This is a genomic window from Vibrio sp. Isolate33 (genome assembly GCF_022397895.1).
Taxonomy (GTDB): domain Bacteria; phylum Pseudomonadota; class Gammaproteobacteria; order Enterobacterales; family Vibrionaceae; genus Vibrio; species Vibrio pomeroyi.
In genome coordinates, this window is the sequence record NZ_JAKEUP010000002.1 from 205,460 (window position 1) to 221,216 (window position 15,757).

At 45.4% G+C, this 15,757-nt stretch carries 15 protein-coding genes; 8 read left to right on the plus strand and 7 right to left on the minus strand.

Annotation, left to right across the window (positions count from 1 at the left end):
- Nucleotide 1 precedes the first annotated feature (1 nt).
- From L1D37_RS04175 to pspA, 4 genes are all read right to left on the minus strand, one after another.
- A complete protein-coding gene (locus tag L1D37_RS04175; RefSeq protein WP_239846977.1) occupies nt 2-1,036 on the minus strand; it encodes an efflux RND transporter periplasmic adaptor subunit in 1,035 nt (344 codons plus the stop codon).
- A gap of 157 nt (nt 1,037-1,193) precedes the next feature.
- Nucleotides 1,194-1,580, minus strand: coding sequence for an envelope stress response membrane protein PspC (gene pspC / locus L1D37_RS04180; RefSeq protein ID WP_026084203.1), 387 nt, complete (start codon nt 1,578-1,580; stop codon nt 1,194-1,196).
- A complete protein-coding gene (pspB, locus tag L1D37_RS04185) occupies nt 1,573-1,806 on the minus strand; it encodes an envelope stress response membrane protein PspB (RefSeq protein ID WP_004734605.1) in 234 nt (77 codons plus the stop codon). Before pspB ends, pspC begins: the two co-directional genes overlap by 8 nt.
- 14 nt (nt 1,807-1,820) lie before the next feature.
- Complete coding sequence (gene pspA, locus L1D37_RS04190) at nt 1,821-2,492, minus strand: phage shock protein PspA (protein WP_239846979.1); 672 nt, start codon at nt 2,490-2,492, stop codon at nt 1,821-1,823.
- Between the two features lie 272 nt (nt 2,493-2,764).
- On the opposite strand from pspA, the gene pspF reads away from it, so the two are divergent.
- The 7 genes from pspF (at nt 2,765) to L1D37_RS04225 (ending at nt 9,948) form a co-directional block, all read left to right on the plus strand.
- On the plus strand, nt 2,765-3,787 hold the full coding sequence (gene pspF, locus L1D37_RS04195) for a phage shock protein operon transcriptional activator (protein ID WP_239846980.1): 1,023 nt from the start codon (nt 2,765-2,767) through the stop codon (nt 3,785-3,787).
- Between the two features lie 102 nt (nt 3,788-3,889).
- Nucleotides 3,890-5,512: an ABC transporter substrate-binding protein SapA gene (gene sapA, locus L1D37_RS04200; RefSeq protein WP_176681615.1), complete on the plus strand. Its 1,623-nt coding sequence runs from the start codon at nt 3,890-3,892 to the stop codon at nt 5,510-5,512.
- A complete protein-coding gene (locus L1D37_RS04205; protein WP_017630456.1) occupies nt 5,512-6,474 on the plus strand; it encodes an ABC transporter permease subunit in 963 nt (320 codons plus the stop codon). The genes sapA and L1D37_RS04205 overlap by 1 nt, the downstream gene beginning before the upstream one ends.
- Nucleotides 6,461-7,348, plus strand: coding sequence for an ABC transporter permease subunit (locus L1D37_RS04210; protein WP_176681617.1), 888 nt, complete (start codon nt 6,461-6,463; stop codon nt 7,346-7,348). The genes L1D37_RS04205 and L1D37_RS04210 overlap by 14 nt, the downstream gene beginning before the upstream one ends.
- Nucleotides 7,348-8,349 carry an oligopeptide/dipeptide ABC transporter ATP-binding protein gene (locus L1D37_RS04215; protein ID WP_017630458.1) on the plus strand — a complete coding sequence of 334 codons (1,002 nt, stop codon included), beginning with the start codon at nt 7,348-7,350 and terminating at the stop codon, nt 8,347-8,349. The genes L1D37_RS04210 and L1D37_RS04215 overlap by 1 nt, the downstream gene beginning before the upstream one ends.
- Nucleotides 8,346-9,128, plus strand: coding sequence for an ATP-binding cassette domain-containing protein (locus L1D37_RS04220; protein ID WP_017060304.1), 783 nt, complete (start codon nt 8,346-8,348; stop codon nt 9,126-9,128). Before L1D37_RS04215 ends, L1D37_RS04220 begins: the two co-directional genes overlap by 4 nt.
- 40 nt (nt 9,129-9,168) lie before the next feature.
- Nucleotides 9,169-9,948 carry a DUF2927 domain-containing protein gene (locus L1D37_RS04225; RefSeq protein ID WP_239846982.1) on the plus strand — a complete coding sequence of 260 codons (780 nt, stop codon included), beginning with the start codon at nt 9,169-9,171 and terminating at the stop codon, nt 9,946-9,948.
- Nucleotides 9,949-10,075: 127 nt separating this feature from the next.
- Here L1D37_RS04225 and L1D37_RS04230 read toward each other — a convergent pair whose 3' ends face one another.
- Together L1D37_RS04230 and L1D37_RS04235 are read right to left on the minus strand one after the other, a co-directional pair.
- The gene (locus tag L1D37_RS04230; protein WP_004734596.1) at nt 10,076-10,465 is read right to left on the minus strand and encodes a DUF2750 domain-containing protein; all 390 of its coding nucleotides are present in this window, start codon (nt 10,463-10,465) and stop codon (nt 10,076-10,078) included.
- A gap of 141 nt (nt 10,466-10,606) precedes the next feature.
- Entirely contained in the window at nt 10,607-11,512 is a 906-nt protein-coding gene (locus L1D37_RS04235) for a manganese-dependent inorganic pyrophosphatase (RefSeq protein ID WP_017630461.1), read from the minus strand.
- A 200-nt stretch (nt 11,513-11,712) separates the two neighbouring features.
- Between L1D37_RS04235 and L1D37_RS04240 the strand changes: the two genes are divergently transcribed.
- Complete coding sequence (locus L1D37_RS04240; protein WP_239846983.1) at nt 11,713-12,927, plus strand: putative manganese transporter; 1,215 nt, start codon at nt 11,713-11,715, stop codon at nt 12,925-12,927.
- Between the two features lie 346 nt (nt 12,928-13,273).
- Here L1D37_RS04240 and torA read toward each other — a convergent pair whose 3' ends face one another.
- Nucleotides 13,274-15,736 (minus strand): trimethylamine-N-oxide reductase TorA, encoded by a 2,463-nt coding sequence (gene torA, locus L1D37_RS04245; protein ID WP_017630463.1) that lies wholly within the window; start codon nt 15,734-15,736, stop codon nt 13,274-13,276.
- Between the last annotated feature and the right edge of the window lie 21 nt (nt 15,737-15,757).

The window sequence follows — 15,757 nt, forward strand, 5'->3', positions numbered from 1 at the left end:
GTTATAGCCCCCTTTCCTTGATCCACTCTCGGACTTTTACTCCCGGCTCAAGACCATTAACGCCAGAAGTGACAATACGATCTCCATCATTCAATCCAGAGACGATGTGGCGTTTTTCATCAATAACGATTGCTACGTTCTCAACAATTCCGTCGTTGTTTACGCGCCATACAGACACATCATCGCCATCAGTTATCATTGCCGACGTAGGAATTTTAGTCGCAGCAGCTTGCGCAGAAACAAGTCTTACCGTGCCAGACATTCCCGGTAAAATACCGATATCGGTTGGTCTTTCCATTACCATGGTTACCTTGTATGAACCCGTTTTTGGATCCGCTTCGGTATCAACTTCTTGGAAAGTCAAAACGTAAGGGTTCTCAGGAAACGCATCAAATACCATGGTTGCATCGGTTTCAAACCCTGAAGAAAAGCGCGTGATAAGTTGGTCGGGTAATAAGAAAACGACTTTAAGAATCTGATTAGTTTGAATATTCATCACACCTTGTTTCGCGGCGATGTATTCATGGTTTTCAGCAGGAATGATGGAAATCGTTCCATCGTAAGGCGCAACCAAAGTGGTGTAACGTAGATTTGCCTTAGCTTGGTTTAGGACAGCTTTAGCCGAATTGTGGTTGGCTTTCGCTTGGTCGAAATCTTGCTCTGAGACAACTCGATCTTTACGCAGCTTGATCGAACGTTGGTATTGAACATCGGCAAGCTTAAAGTTGGCTCTCGCTTGCTTTTCTAACAGCTGATATTCATCAGGGTTAAGCGTTGCAAGTTTGTCACCTTTGGTAACCTGTTGACCCGATGTGACATCGATAGTCTGAAGTAACCCAGGAACACGGAACGCAAGAACGGCTTTGTCGCCAGCTTCTGTGGTGGCGGGGAAACTACGTTCAAAGGCATTATTACCGACGGAAACGGTGAAGAGTTTGGCGGGTCTAGATTCAGGTTCAGGTACGGGAGGAAGCTCCTTACCACACCCAGACAACCCAGCTATGGCTGTCAATAGGACAAGGGAGGCTCTATACATTGGTGATCATCCATATCTATAAATATTTTTATAACATAGATTAATCGCATGTAACTTACCAGTCAGCGTAAGATTTATTTAGAGAAAATTATTAAAAAAAATAACGGCTTGGAATAAATTTTCCTAAACCGTTATCTAATCTTTTTAGGTTTTAGCGCTACATGTTCTTAAATTCACGATTCACTTTAAACGTGTCTGAGGTGACATAAGCTTCCATGTTGCGGACACTGGTCTCTAACTTCTGGAAATCACCCTCTAAAGTGCCCAGTAAAGACTCCGCAGTTTGCCCCTTTTCCCAAGGCTTCTGCTTCAGCGTATGCTCTTGTTTGGCTTTCATCTCATCCACGTACTGAGGTGGTTGTTTTTCAAGCATAAATGTCAAAGCTAAATACGCTAACAAGACCAGAAAACTACCACCGAGCAGTGCTGCAGAGATAACTAAGATTCGAACCAGCCAAACTTCAAGCCCAAAGTAGTTCGCTAAGCCCGCACACACTCCAGACAATTTGCCGTTGATTGGGTCGCGATACAGTTCTCTACTCATAGTTTCGTCTCCAATTAGGCGACTCCGCATCCAGTATCTTTTCTAGTGTTTTCACACGATCTTGCATCGATTCTGCTTGCGCTGAAAGCTTGTGCAGGCGCTGAAGATCCGTTTCTGAAAGACCGTTACTGGATTTCTTCTTGCTGCGGTAATGTAAGAATAACCATAGCGGTGCCACGAAGATCAAGAAGACAATCAGTGGACCTGCAATTAGAAATGTTGACATAGAAAACTCCTAAATTATTTATCGCGGTTTTCAACTTGTTGCTTCAGTTTCGCTAGCTCTTTTTCAATTTCGTCTTGAGCTTGTAGCTCGGCAAACTCTTGGTCTAAAGATTTTGCGTTGCCTGTTTTTGCGTAAACGTCAGCTTCAGCTTCTAATTCATCCACTTTACGCGAGAATTGCTCAAACTTCGTCATTGCTTCGTTGGTTTTGCTTGAATGCAGATGTTTTTGAACATCACGACGATTGCTCGCAGCATTATTACGAATCATCAATGCTTGCTGCTTGGCACGAGTTTCGGCAATTTTAGTTTCTAGCTTGCCAATCTCACTGGTTAGCTTCTCGATGGTTTCATGAACCAAAGTTTGCTCTGTGTGCAGGCTCTTGATGATGTCTTCAAGTTTTTGCTTTTCAATCAAAGCTGCTCTCGCCAGATCTTCGCGTTGTTTAGTTAGCGCTAGTGTCGCTTTATTTTGCCAATCTAGAATCTGAGTTTCGATAGCTTCAACTTTGCGTGCTAGCTCTTTCTTGTCTGCGATGGCTTTTGCTGAGTTAGTGCGAACCTCAACCAGTGTGTCTTCCATTTCTTGGATAATCAGGCGAATCATCTTTTCAGGATCTTCAGCCTTATCTAATAGTGCACTGATGTTTGAATTTACAATGTCTGCAAAGCGAGAAAAAATACCCATGAGGAACTCCTTAATTACAATGATGGCAAATGCGTTTTAAATCGTCATTAGACTCTCAATCCACTTGCTCACAAATTTACGTTTGTTGTTAAACCTACCATAACTAATCCAAGTAGCGTGCCAACTTTTAAGCCATTTATTATCAGACACTTACAATAAAATGGTGATTGACTCGAGACATGCTATGATGAATTTAGCCAAGTATTGGTATTTTTCACCACTACAGCCCTTAAATGACCTCCATCATCGCTCAGCTCACACAAGGACCCGCTATGCAGCAGAATCTCATTGGTGAATCACCTAGCTTTCTCTCTGTTTTAGATAAAGTGTCTCAACTCGCACCAATCGAAAGACCCATTCTGATCATTGGTGAGCGTGGTACAGGTAAAGAGTTGATCGCGCAAAGACTGCATTACCTTTCAAGACGCTGGGATCAGCCTTTAATCTCGCTGAACTGTTCAACACTCAGTGAAGGCTTGATTGATTCTGAGTTATTTGGTCACGAGTCTGGCTCTTTCACTGGTTCGAAAGGTCGTCATCAAGGTCGCTTTGAAAGAGCTGAGGGCGGAACACTGTTTCTCGATGAACTTGCTACCACTCCCCTTGCCGTTCAAGAGAAGCTATTACGCGTTATCGAATACGGACAATATGAACGTGTTGGCGGTCAAAAGGCTTTGAGTGCCAATGTAAGGTTGGTGTGTGCGACCAATGCCGATTTACCTGAGATGGCATTAAAAGGTGAATTCAGAGCCGATTTACTCGATAGATTGGCGTTTGATGTGATTACTATTCCGCCGCTTCGTGAGCGCAAAGAAGACATCACGTTATTGGCAGAATACTACGCCATCAAGATGTGTCGTGAATTGGAATTGGAGTTGTTTGTCGGCTTTGCTCCATCAGCCGTTGAATCGCTATTGGAGTACTCTTGGCCAGGGAATGTGCGAGAGCTGAAAAACGTCATTGAGCGCGCCATCTACCAACATGGTAAGAATCCATATCCTATTGAATCTTTAGTGTTTAACCCATTCAAACCAGCATGGAAAACAGAACAAGATTCGGCGCCAGAAACTGGCAATGCTCACTCCAACAGCCATACTTCATCTGATAGCACTTTTTCTTTGCCGTTGGATTACAAAGCATGGCAGGAGCAGCAAGACATTAAGCTACTCAATCACGCCTTAAAACAGAGCAAGTACAACCAGAAGCAAGCCGCTGAATTACTCGGGTTAACCTACAACCAATTACGAGGAATGGTGAGGAAATACGCGATTGTAGGACAAGCTAACGATAAATAGCTGCCCACACTAGATTATTATTTGGAGCCGAATAAATAAAATGTTAAATTGTCCGGATCTTGAGGCTTCTCTAACGCCTCGTTTCGAAAAGTATTTCTTTTTATGAAAGCACTAATAAGACTATCACTGAGCATCTGCACGCTGAGCTTTTTAGCCGGATGTGGTGAGAGTGTGGATCACGAACAGATCCGTGAAAAAGGCTTCATTTATTGCGGCCAAGGTAACCCTAGTACCTTCAACCCACAATTGGTTGATAGTGGCATTACCGCAGAATCGCTGAGCCCTCAAATCTTCGATACCTTGCTAACGCTTGATCCTATGACTTATCGACCACAACAGAACTTGGCGACAAGCTGGTCTGTCGATAAATCAGGTACTGAGTACACTTTCACACTGCGCCCTAATGTTGAGTTTCAAACCACAGATTGGTTTACTCCAACTCGTAGCATGAATGCGCAAGATGTGGTCTTTAGTTTCGAACGCATCATTGATAGCTCGAACCCATTTCACTATGTGGGTGGCGGTCTATACCCATGGTTTGCAGGTATCGATTTCAAAAACCTGATTGTCGACATCACAGCAGTCGATGACCTGACGGTTAAGTTCCAACTAAGTCGCCCTGATAATTCATTCCTCAACAACATTGCCACCAGCTACGCGGTCATTCATTCCAAAGAATACGCCAATAAGCTCGTTGCTGCGGATGAAAAAAACCAAATTGATTCTAAGCCAGTAGGCACTGGTCCTTTCTACTTAGATGAATACCAGATCAACGATCTAGTGCGCTTGAAAAAGAACAAACATTACTGGAAAGGTGATGTTCAGATGGATCAAGTTGTGTTCGACACCTCACAACGTGGAACAGGTACGCTTGCCAAGCTTCTTCGTAACGAATGTGACGTACTGAACTCGCCGATTTCAAGTCAGATCCCGATTATTCAAGCTCATGAAGAGTTACAGATTTCCGCAACGCCTGCGGTTAATGTCTCTTTTATCGCGCTTAACACTGAACACCCAGCCTTGCGTGACTCGCGTGTCCGTAAAGCGCTGAACTTGGCGATCAACCGCCAGAACATTCTCGATTCTGTTTACTACGGTACTGGCACCAAAGCTTATACATTGTTGCCTCCAACCTCTTGGGCTCACCAAAAAGACAGCGTTCAAGTTCGTTACGACCGAAACTATGCGGTGGCACTGCTGAAAGAAGCAGGCGTTGAACCGGGGTTGGAACTTTCAATGTGGGTTCCTTTAGAGCCTCGCGCCTACAACCCAAGCCCACGAAAAACAGCAGAATTGATTCAAGCAAACCTGGCTGACATTGGTATCGAACTGAAACTCTATACCGACGACCGATTCGATCGTACGCAGCTGTCATCCATTGCCTCAACAGACTTACTTCTTACAGGTTGGATTGGCAACACGGGCGATCCTGACAACTTCTTACGTCCCCTGCTCTCTTGCAGTTCTGAACGCGCAGGGTTAAACGTCTCTATGTGGTGTAATTCAGACTTTGACTTCCTTCTGGATTTAGCTTTAGAGATCAATCAACAAAGGCACCGAGTGAACTTGTATCGACAAGCGCAAAACATTCTCAACGAAGAAGTTCCCGTAATTCCTTTGGCGCATGGCGTGCAATTCCGTGTTCACGACCGTTCGCTAACCGGCTTTAAACAGAGCCCATTCAATGCCCAACCTTTTGATCAAGTCAGAAGAGAGGTGCGCTGATGTTTTGGTATACATTAAGACGTATAAACTTATTCGTGATTACCCTAGCGATTCTGACTCTGGTTGGTTTTTCATTGCTTCGACTCGACCAAACCTCTCCTTGGGCAATTCAAGATTTCTGGCCCGGTTGGATTAGCTATATCACTGAGTTATCAACGTTGAACTTCGGTTTGAGTAAACACGGTGTGCCTATCATTGATGAGCTGGTCGTTGTGTTCCCTGCGACTCTAGAACTGTGCTTCTTCGCTTTTGTGTTAGCTCTCTTTATTGGTATTCCTTTTGGAACTATCGCGGGCATGAGGCAAGGTAAATTTGTCGATACGACTATCTCGTTCACCTCAATGGCGGGCTACTCGGCACCTATATTTTGGGTCGCGCTGTTGATGATCATGGTGTTTTCACTGCACTTTGAAATGTTCCCTGTTGGCGGTCGATACGACCTACTTTATGAGATTGAGCACGTGACTGGCTTTGCGATGATTGATGCTTTTTTTGCAGAAGGACGCTACCGAGCACATGCACTGCAAAGCGTTATCGAACATATGGCACTGCCTTGTCTTGTTTTAGCTCTCGCTCCAACGACTCAAGTTATCCGACTCATGCGCGCGTCGGTAGCAGAGGTGATGACTCAAAACTACATCCGCGCGGCACGAATAAAAGGTCTTTCAACAAGAGAGATCATCACTCAGCACGTGTTAAGAAATGCGATTCCACCAATTATCCCTAAGGTCGGTGTTCAGCTATCGAGTATGTTAACGCTCGCGATCATTACCGAATCGATTTTTAACTGGCCGGGCATTGGTCGCTGGTTATTAGATGCTCTGTCTAATCAAGATTATGTGTCAATTCAAGCAGGCGTAATTGTGGTGGCAACTCTGGTTTTGACTGCGAACATTCTGTCCGATCTCTTGGGCGCGATGGTCAATCCACTGGTAAGGAAGGAATGGTATGCTAACAAATAACGTCTACCAAGAAGAACAGATTCCAACCCAGTTCGAGCGTTTCTGGCGAAGCTTCCGTGCCAACAACCTCGCGATGTTTGGCCTGTGGTGTTTGGTGCTTATCATTCTAGTTACGGTTACTTCACCATGGCTTGCTCCGCACGACTCTCAAGAGCAAACGGGGCATCTACTAACACCGCCTTCTTGGGATCCGGCAGGAACGGTTGAGTACTTCCTAGGTACCGATGATTTAGGTCGAGACATTCTTTCTCGTCTGATTATTGGCTCTCAGCTTACCTTTGGCGCTGCAGTTGTTATCACCTTTATCGCGGCCGTGATTGGTTGCCTAATTGGCGTACTTGCCGGTATGACTCGCGGATTGCTATCAAGCACGCTCAACCACCTGCTTGATACGGTTATGTCGATTCCATCGTTGCTACTAGCGATTATCTTCGTCGCCTTTCTTGGCTTTGGTGAATTTAATATCCTGCTTGCCATCTGTTTGGCTCTGATACCGCGCTTTATTCGTTCGGTATACATAGCCGTACATGCTGAAGTAGAAAAAGACTATATTCTCGCTTCTCGCCTTGATGGTGCAAACGACTTTTACCTGTTATGGAATTCGATTGTTCCCAATATTCTTACCGTAGTTGCACTAGAAGTGACACTGGCATTATCAGTAGCGATTCTGGATATCACAGCCTTGGGCTTCCTTGGTCTTGGCGCTCAGGCACCAAGTACAGAATGGGGCTCAATCTTGGGTGATTCCGTAGAATTGATTTACCTAGCACCATGGACAGTAACCTTACCCGGCTTAGCTATTATGTTTACAGTGATCGTGATTAACCTTGTCGGTGAAGGTGTTCGCCAAGCGCTAAATGCAGGAATCGAATAATGCCGTTACTTGATATTCGACATCTAACCATTGAGATTGAGACTCCTCAAGGGATGGTTAAAGCGGTAGATCGAATGAGTATTACCCTCAATGAAGGGGAAATTCGTGGCCTAGTAGGCGAATCAGGCTCTGGTAAGAGTTTGGTTGCGAAAGCGATCGTTGGTGTTTGTAAGGAAAACTGGAAGGTTTCAGCTGACCGAATGCGACTGGGGAACGTTGACTTACTTCAACTGACGCCTAAAGAGCGCCGACGCGTTATTGCTCGTGATATCGCAATGATCTTCCAAGAGCCGTCGACGTGTCTTGATCCTTCCGAAAAAGTGGGACACCAGCTGATTGAAGCGATTCCTTCGCATGCATTTGAAGGTCGTTGGTGGCAACGATTTAAGTGGCGTAAGAAGCAAGCGATAGCACTACTGCACAAAGTCGGTATCAAAGATCACTCTCGTCTAATGGACAGCTACTCATATGAGCTGACCGATGGTGAGTGTCAAAAAGTGATGATTGCCATGGCGATCGCTGCCAAGCCAAAAGTCTTGATTGCCGATGAACCAACCAACGATTTAGACCCAATTACACAGTCTCAAATACTGCGTTTATTGAGTCGAATGAACCAGCTCAATAACACGACCATTGTTCTGATCGGTCATGACTTAACCACCATTACCCAATGGGCGACTCGTATTACCGTGATGTACTGTGGTCAGTCTGTTGAATCGGCTGACACGCAAAAACTCTTGGATGCGCCGAAACACCCTTACACGGTCGCCCTATTGAAAGCGATGCCAGATTTTAACGACTGGATCCCTCACAAAGAGAAACTGCAGTCGCTGCCGGGGTCGATTCCTCCGCTACAGCACCTTCCCATTGGTTGCCGATTGGGACCACGTTGCCCATACGCGCAGAGACAGTGTGTCGAGATCCCACACACCAAACGCATCAAAAACCACAAGTTTAACTGTCACTTCCCTCTGAATATGGAGAAGAAAAAGAAATCATGAGTGCATTATTAGAAGTCAGTGATCTATCTAAAGACTTTACGACTCGCTCTGGTCTTTTCCGTAAAAAGATTCATCAAGCCGTAAAGCCTGTGAGCTTTAGTCTTGAAGCCGGACAGACGATTGGTTTTATCGGCCAAAATGGCTCAGGGAAATCGACATTAGCGAGAATGCTAGCAGGCATGGTCGAGCCAACTGCGGGCGAAATTCGTGTGAATGGTGAAAAGCTAGAACACAAAGACTACTCGACTCGCTGTAAGCTAATTCGCATGATCTTCCAAGATCCGAACACATCGCTTAACCCACGCATTCAGATTGGTCGCATTCTTGAAGGCCCATTGAAGCGAAACACCAACATGCCACCAGAAGCCCGTATGCGTCGTGTGAAAGACACGTTGTTACGCGTGGGTCTTCTACCGGAACATGCTTACTTCTACCCTCAGATGCTTGCTGCGGGCCAGAAACAGAGGGTTTGTTTGGCTCGTGCCTTAATACTTCAACCATCGATCATCGTTGCTGACGAAGCGTTGAATGGTTTGGACATGGCAATGCGCTCGCAAATCATCAACTTGTTCCTAGAGCTACAAGAAGAGATGGGCGTATCGTTCGTTTACGTATCTCAACACCTTGGTATTGTTAAGCATATCACCGACAAAATCATCGTGATGCACGAAGGTAATGTGGTTGAGAGTGGTGAAACGGATCAAGTGCTGACCAACCCAACTCACCAAATCACCCAAAGATTGGTTGAGAGCCATTTCTCCAAAGCACCAAACCACTAGACTGGTTTCGCTTTTTCACTCGCCACTAGAGGGGTAACGCATGCTAACAAAAGCTTCAATGCTTCCCCTCTTGCTTGCGGTTGTCTCTTTTCATGCCGCAAGTACACCACTCACTTGGTTAGATAAGTCGTTCGTAGAAACGGCCTTCTACAACGTGGCGCTGCAACACGAATACTCTCAAGGCAATAAACCACTCGCTAAATGGAAGCAACCGATCAAGATATGGGTTGATCACCGAGTCGACGACAAAGAACTCCATCAAGAGCTCACAGAACTTCATATCCAGCACTTATCCGAAGTGACGCAACACCCTATCAAAATCGTCAACACAGAGTCCGAAGCCAACGTTAAATGGATATACACAAGGCAGAGCAACTGGATAGCGGAATCTAAAACCATACTTAGACTTAAATCAACACAGCACCTAAACAGCGCTATCTGTACCGCCGGTTATCGAACTAACTCCAAAGGTGAGATTATTTATGCCGGGATAGTTATCCCCGTTGATCAAGCAAGGTCGCGAGGCAAGCTTGTCGCCTGTATCGTAGAGGAGATAACGCAGGTGCTAGGGCTGCCGAACGATTCCGATAAAGCCTACCCTTCTATCTTCAATGATCACACACCAGAGGACTTGTTGTCGCCATTAGATGTGGTACTACTCAAGATGTTGTATGAACCAGAATTGAAAGCGGGAATGACCAAAGCACAAGCTAAGCCTGTGGTAAGAAAGATTCTAAAGAGATACAGCGAGACAGGCGTACTTCAACGAGCAACAAAAGATGCACAACAAGCACCTTTGTATCAGTTGATTGGATACTAATTAGAACGTGAGATAGTGATTTTGTTGTTTGGGGAGAGCTGAAAAGACAAAACAGAACTAAAGCAGTAAACAGGACTAAAGCGCTGCCTAGCAGAAGGCAACGCTGATATATAATGTAACGAGAAGATTAGCGCTTAGCAGCTTGCTTCTTCAGTTCGAAGTCGAACTCATCAGGAAACAGAATAACGCCTTCTTCTTGCTCGTTCGGGAATACAACGACAGCAAGTTCATCGTCTTCTAGGCCGTTAGTCCAGCGACTGTGCCATTTGTTTAATGAGATAGACTCAGCTTTACACTCAGACCAATCGCCCGTTGCCCACGACTCCGCGAACTCTTGGTTTGGCCATACTGGAACACAGTCTTCGTCTTCCGTATTCAGCATTACACAACCGTGTTCATCGGTTAAGATCCATACTTCACGGTTTGCTACGATTTCTTTCACACAGTATTTAAGGCGTTGCTCACCCGTATACTTATTAATTTCAGCGATTTTTTTATCGTCTAGCTGTGTAGTCATCTTAATTTCCTACGTTAGTCAGTAACTTTGTTCATTTTATGCTGAGTAGTATTAACTTCAAATATTTCTATTGAGAAGAAAGGCTACTTCAAAGAAAAACGCCTGCTAAATAAGCAGGCGTTTATTATTTAAGTGACTTGATTAAACAAGCTCACCTTGTAGCCAAGGCCAGCCTTGCTTCTTACGGCTTAGTGTATTTTCCATCATCAATACGCCGTCTTTCTCGTGCTTAACCAATTTCTCAGCCCACTCACCTTTGTAAAGAAGGCGAGTTTGCGCAGTAGTGATGTCAGTTAGCATTACCGCAGCAAATGCTAGACCGTCTTTCTCACAACGCTCTTCAAGATCAGCTTCTAGAGCTTCGATCATGCCGTCTACTTGCTCAAGAGTTGCAAGCTCAACTTGACCAACAACAACATCGCGACCGTTGAATGGGTAGCCTTTAAGGTCTTTTTCTACTAGCTGTGCAGCAGATAGGCCTTCGATGTTTGTTTTAGCGATTAGAAGTGCTTTGATGAACGCATCAACGTCTTCTACACCTGCGATTTCAGCAAGTTCAGCAACCGCGTCTTTGTCTTTTTGAGTACATGTTGGAGATGCGAAACCAACTGTGTCTGAAAGAATTGCAGACATCATTAGCTTAGCGATTTGTTGAGAGATAGCGTGACCTTCAATCTTGAACATGTTGAAAAGTACAGTGTTTGTACAACCAACAGGCCAGATCCAAGCTTCCATTGGGTTTACTGTCATCACGTCGCCTAGACGGTGGTGATCGACAATACCTACGATCTCTGCATCAGCAACATCGTCTGGTGCTTGTGCTAGATCTGAGTAGTCAACTAGCCAGATTTTCTCACCAGCAACAGAAGTACGAAGCTCTGGCTTTTCAGCACCAGCGACTTCTAGAATGTGTTGAGTTTCGCGGTTGATCTCGCCTTGGCGAATTGGTGTCGCTTCCTCGCCACGAGCTTTAAGAAGCTCTGTTGCAACTAACGCACTACAAATACTGTCACTATCAGGGTTTTTGTGACCAACAACTAAAATCATGTTTCTTCCTATTACACTAACAATTATGACTCTACCTTTAGAGCCTCTCTTTATTAGCCATACTTTACCTCATTTTTTTAGATTGGTCATGTTTCCTAGGTTTAGCCAATAGTAACAATAGATAAAAAACAACAAATGCAATTGATAATTATTATCATTCGTATATATTTATCTTAAGCCACTAATTTTGAGTAACACCTATGGATCGTCTAATCTCTTTTTTGCCAAGCAGTCGTGCTTCGAAAACAACTCAGTTTTCACTGTCATTTAAGCGACTGCTATTACCTATCTCACTTGCCGCTCTTGTGGCAGCTCCCGCTACACGTGAATTGACGGTGACCACTCTGTCAGACGCGTTCTGGGCAGTGTCTTGCTATGTTGCTTTAACCTTGGCGATTTACCACTGGTTAAGCCTTTACATCAACAAAGACAACGTATTCAACAAGCTTGTGCATCAGTCTCGTTCAAACCAAGTGGTGTTTGCTGCACTCATGGGCGCTTTACCCGGCTGTGGCGGTGCGATTGTGGTGACCACACAATTTATATCCGGCAAACTCGGGTTTGGTGCGGTTGTGGCCGTGCTGGTCTCCACCATGGGCGATGCTGCCTTCTTGTTGATAGCAAGTGAACCCAAAACCGGTTTAGCTATGATGGCGATGGGTGTGATTGTGGGTACGGCGTCAGGTCGAATCATTAACCTATTTCATGCGGATGACTTCTTACGTCCAAAACAGGCTGAGCAAAATGAAGCAGTTCGCAGTTGCTCATCTCAATCCCAAGACAAAGAGTCCGTATCTAAAAAGGCGATCAACCTGCAAGGTTACTTGTGGTCTGTACTGATTATTCCCGGTGCTGCAGTAGCCCTACTTGGTTCTTTTCAAGTAGATGTAAACGAGTTACTCGCGTTGCCTGAAATGTCGATGGAATGGGCGGGAACAATTTTATTGATTAGCTCGATGTTTCTATGGGGCCTCACTCGAGAGATTGAAGATTACAAATCAGCCGTAAGTGAAGATGAGAAATGTTTAGGCTCTCATCCACTACAAAAAACCGCTCAAGACACCAACTTTGTGACAGCGTGGGTTGTGGTTGCCTTTCTTTTCTTCGAATTTGGTTCTGTGCTAGCAAATGTGGATTTTGCGACGCTTTTCTCAAGTTGGGGGATCATGCTCCCCCTGGCGGGCGTGTTGATGGGTTTGCTACCTGGCTGTGGTCCACAATTATTGGTCACTAGCTTGTACCTGTCAGGTGCGCTGCCACTTTCAGCTCAGGTTGGTAATGCGATTTCAAATGATGGTGATGCGCTATTCCCTGCAATTGCCATGGCACCTAAAGCAGCGCTTGTCGCCACATTGTATTCGAGTGTGCCCGCTTTGCTCTGTGCATACGGTTATTGGTTTATGTTCGAGCTTTAGGCTTAAGTTTCTATTCAAAGCTTAAGTTTTTATTCAAGATTTGGCCTCACCCCATAGGTTTCTAATCGGCCGGTACTTTGTATCGGCCTTTTTGCTTTCGACGACTTCGCTCTTAAGAGAGCCCCTTCAAAACACCCTCTTCCTTTGCTCCATAGCTGTTACCACGTTACTTGTGCAATTTATCTCAATCCATACGTTATAGCTCCCCCGTAGAAAGCCTTTATAAACGCGACTACAAGACTTAATTAGAAGTCTCTGTACAGATATCAGAAATACAAAAAGCCCCTGTAAGAACGCTTACAGGGGCTTTAATTTAAGCTTTAATCTCAGCTCTTGAGCGAGAGGCTTAAGCTACTTCGATTGGACCACCGAATGAAGTTACTGGAGGCAGTTTACCTTGGAACTTCTCGAAGTTAACCAAACATGTGTTTGCTGACGTTGCTTGAGCAAGTTCAGACGTACCGATATCTTGAGTTAGTGTGTTTGGATCGCCGTATGTATCTAGCGCGCCCACTTTCTCGTTGATCGGGCCGTACCAAGCACCTTCTTCGATACGAACAACACCAGGAGCGTAGCTATCCATCAGAACAGCACCTGCTAGTAGTTGGCCACGGTCGTTGAACACGCGTACTACATCGCCATCTTTGATGCCTTTCTTCTTAGCATCTGTTGGGTTGATGTAGATTGGCTCACGGCCTTGTACCGCGTAAGTCGCACGCCACTCTTCAGATTCACACATCTGTGAGTGAAGACGCTTGTCTGGGTGACAAGATTGTAGCCAGTACGGGTGTTTGTCAGAACCTGGACCACCGTGTGAACGTTCAGATTTCTCGAACCACATTGGGTGTTCTTGACAGTGCTCGTAGCCCATGTTGCCAACTGTACGGCTTGTGATTTCGATGAAACCAGAAGGTGTACCTAGTGCGTTGATCTCTGGATCTTCACGGAATGAAGCGTGACGAGTCCATGGCTTACCTTTACCGAAGTCTAGGAAACCTTTTTCCCAGAACTCAGCGAACTCAGGCATTTCAAAGCTGCCTTCGTTTGAAGCGCGACATTCGTCGTACAGAGATTTAACCCACTGCATTTCGTCCATACCACGCGTGTAATCGTCGTAACGACCCCAACGCTTAGTCAGGCTAGACATGATCTCGAAATCAGTCTTAGACTGGAACAGAGGATCCACTAGCTTGTGCATTGCGATCAAACCACGACCAGAGTATGCACCGTAACCGTCAATATCGTTACGTTCCCACTGAGTACATGCTGGAAGCACGATGTCAGAGTGACGACAAGTTGCAGTCCAAGCGAAATCAACAGCTACTACAGTTTGTAGGCTCTTGAATGCTTTACGCATCTTGTTGCGATCTTGGTGGTGGTGCCACGGGTTGTTACCACTGAATACCATCATCTTGATGTCAGGCAGTGTCACTGTTGCGCCGTTTGCTTTGATCTTCTTACCAGGCTCTAGCAAGCTATCTACCCAACGAGCAACTGGGATTACGCGGCTGTAACCGTTGTAATCAGTGTTGGTGTGCTTAGGCGATTGACCTTGGTCGATGTTCAGCGGGAATGAACCCGGAGCAGCGAAGCCAGTTGAAGATACACCGATACCAGAGTAGTGGTGACCGTAAGAGATACCACCGCCTGGAAGACCAATTTGGCCAACCATTGCTGCGATAACTGCACACATCCAGTAAGGCTGTTCACCGTGCTCCTGACGTTGGATACTCCAACCAACAAGAATCTGTGTACGACCGTTAACCAGCATCTTAGCAAATTCACGGATTGAGTCAGCGCTTGCACCACAGATTTCTGCAGCCCATTCTGGTGTCTTCTCAACTTTATCTTTCGTTTCACCTTGAACGTACTTGATGAAGTCTTCAAAACCTAGACAGTAAGTTTCGATGAACTTCTTGTCGTATAGGTCTTCGTTGTAAAGAACGTGAGCAACACCCAGCATGAACGCCACATCAGTTTGTGGGTTGATGTACATTTGCTCGTTTTCTAGGTAACGACCTGTTTTGTTCTTAACAGGGTCAACAGAAACAACGTTGATCTCTTTCTTAGCAACTTTTTCTTTCAGCTGTTCTAGGTATGCGAACGACTCGTGCGTCTCACATGTCCAACCTACTTGCAGGTTTTTCACTGGATCGTTACCCCAAAGAACAATGTTGTCACTGTTTTCTAGGATAAGTTCCCAAGATGTACCTTGCGCGTAAACTTCAGTAGAACCTAGTACGTAAGGCATGATCGTTTGACCAGCACCTGTTGAGTAGTCACCGATTTTCTTCACAGAGTAACCGTGAAGTGCCATTGCACGTTGCATGTGGTTAGTACAGCTGTGGAACTGACCAGTTTGTCTCCAACCAGTTTGACCGGTGTGAAGCGCCCATGGACCGTAATCTTTCTGTACGCGCTCTAGTTCACGGTAAACAAGGTCTAGTGCCTCATCCCAAGTCACACGAATAAAGCGGTTGTTACCACGCGTATCTGCGCTGTATTTATGCTTCTTCAACCAATCTAGGCGAACCATTGGGTAACGCACACGTGATGGGCTGTAGATAATACCTTTAATACCTTTCAACATCTCAGTTGGGTGTTGATCGATTTCTAGAGGTTTAATTTCTTGTACTTTACCCGCATAAACACGAGCTCGGAATGCACCCCAGTGAGAACCAGAGACTTTCCACGCGCCGTCTGTTTCTGCAGCAGACGCTGATGCCGACGCCAATAAGCTTGGACCGATAACCGATGCCGCACTTGTAGTAGCGACACCTTTCAGAAAACTTCTTCTTGTAATTGCCATTGTGTTACTCCAATTGACGTC

Coding starts and splice junctions, on each gene's coding strand:
- sapA (WP_176681615.1), top strand. CDS start 3,890: ATGAAAGCACTAATAAGACTATCACTGAGCATCTGCACGCTGAGCTTT.
- L1D37_RS04175 (WP_239846977.1), bottom strand. CDS start 1,036: ATGTATAGAGCCTCCCTTGTCCTATTGACAGCCATAGCTGGGTTGTCT.
- pspF (WP_239846980.1), top strand. CDS start 2,765: ATGCAGCAGAATCTCATTGGTGAATCACCTAGCTTTCTCTCTGTTTTA.
- L1D37_RS04215 (WP_017630458.1), top strand. CDS start 7,348: ATGCCGTTACTTGATATTCGACATCTAACCATTGAGATTGAGACTCCT.
- torA (WP_017630463.1), bottom strand. CDS start 15,736: ATGGCAATTACAAGAAGAAGTTTTCTGAAAGGTGTCGCTACTACAAGT.
- L1D37_RS04230 (WP_004734596.1), bottom strand. CDS start 10,465: ATGACTACACAGCTAGACGATAAAAAAATCGCTGAAATTAATAAGTAT.
- L1D37_RS04240 (WP_239846983.1), top strand. CDS start 11,713: ATGGATCGTCTAATCTCTTTTTTGCCAAGCAGTCGTGCTTCGAAAACA.
- pspA (WP_239846979.1), bottom strand. CDS start 2,492: ATGGGTATTTTTTCTCGCTTTGCAGACATTGTAAATTCAAACATCAGT.
- L1D37_RS04205 (WP_017630456.1), top strand. CDS start 5,512: ATGTTTTGGTATACATTAAGACGTATAAACTTATTCGTGATTACCCTA.
- pspB (WP_004734605.1), bottom strand. CDS start 1,806: ATGTCAACATTTCTAATTGCAGGTCCACTGATTGTCTTCTTGATCTTC.
- L1D37_RS04220 (WP_017060304.1), top strand. CDS start 8,346: ATGAGTGCATTATTAGAAGTCAGTGATCTATCTAAAGACTTTACGACT.
- L1D37_RS04235 (WP_017630461.1), bottom strand. CDS start 11,512: ATGATTTTAGTTGTTGGTCACAAAAACCCTGATAGTGACAGTATTTGT.
- pspC (WP_026084203.1), bottom strand. CDS start 1,580: ATGAGTAGAGAACTGTATCGCGACCCAATCAACGGCAAATTGTCTGGA.
- L1D37_RS04210 (WP_176681617.1), top strand. CDS start 6,461: ATGCTAACAAATAACGTCTACCAAGAAGAACAGATTCCAACCCAGTTC.
- L1D37_RS04225 (WP_239846982.1), top strand. CDS start 9,169: ATGCTAACAAAAGCTTCAATGCTTCCCCTCTTGCTTGCGGTTGTCTCT.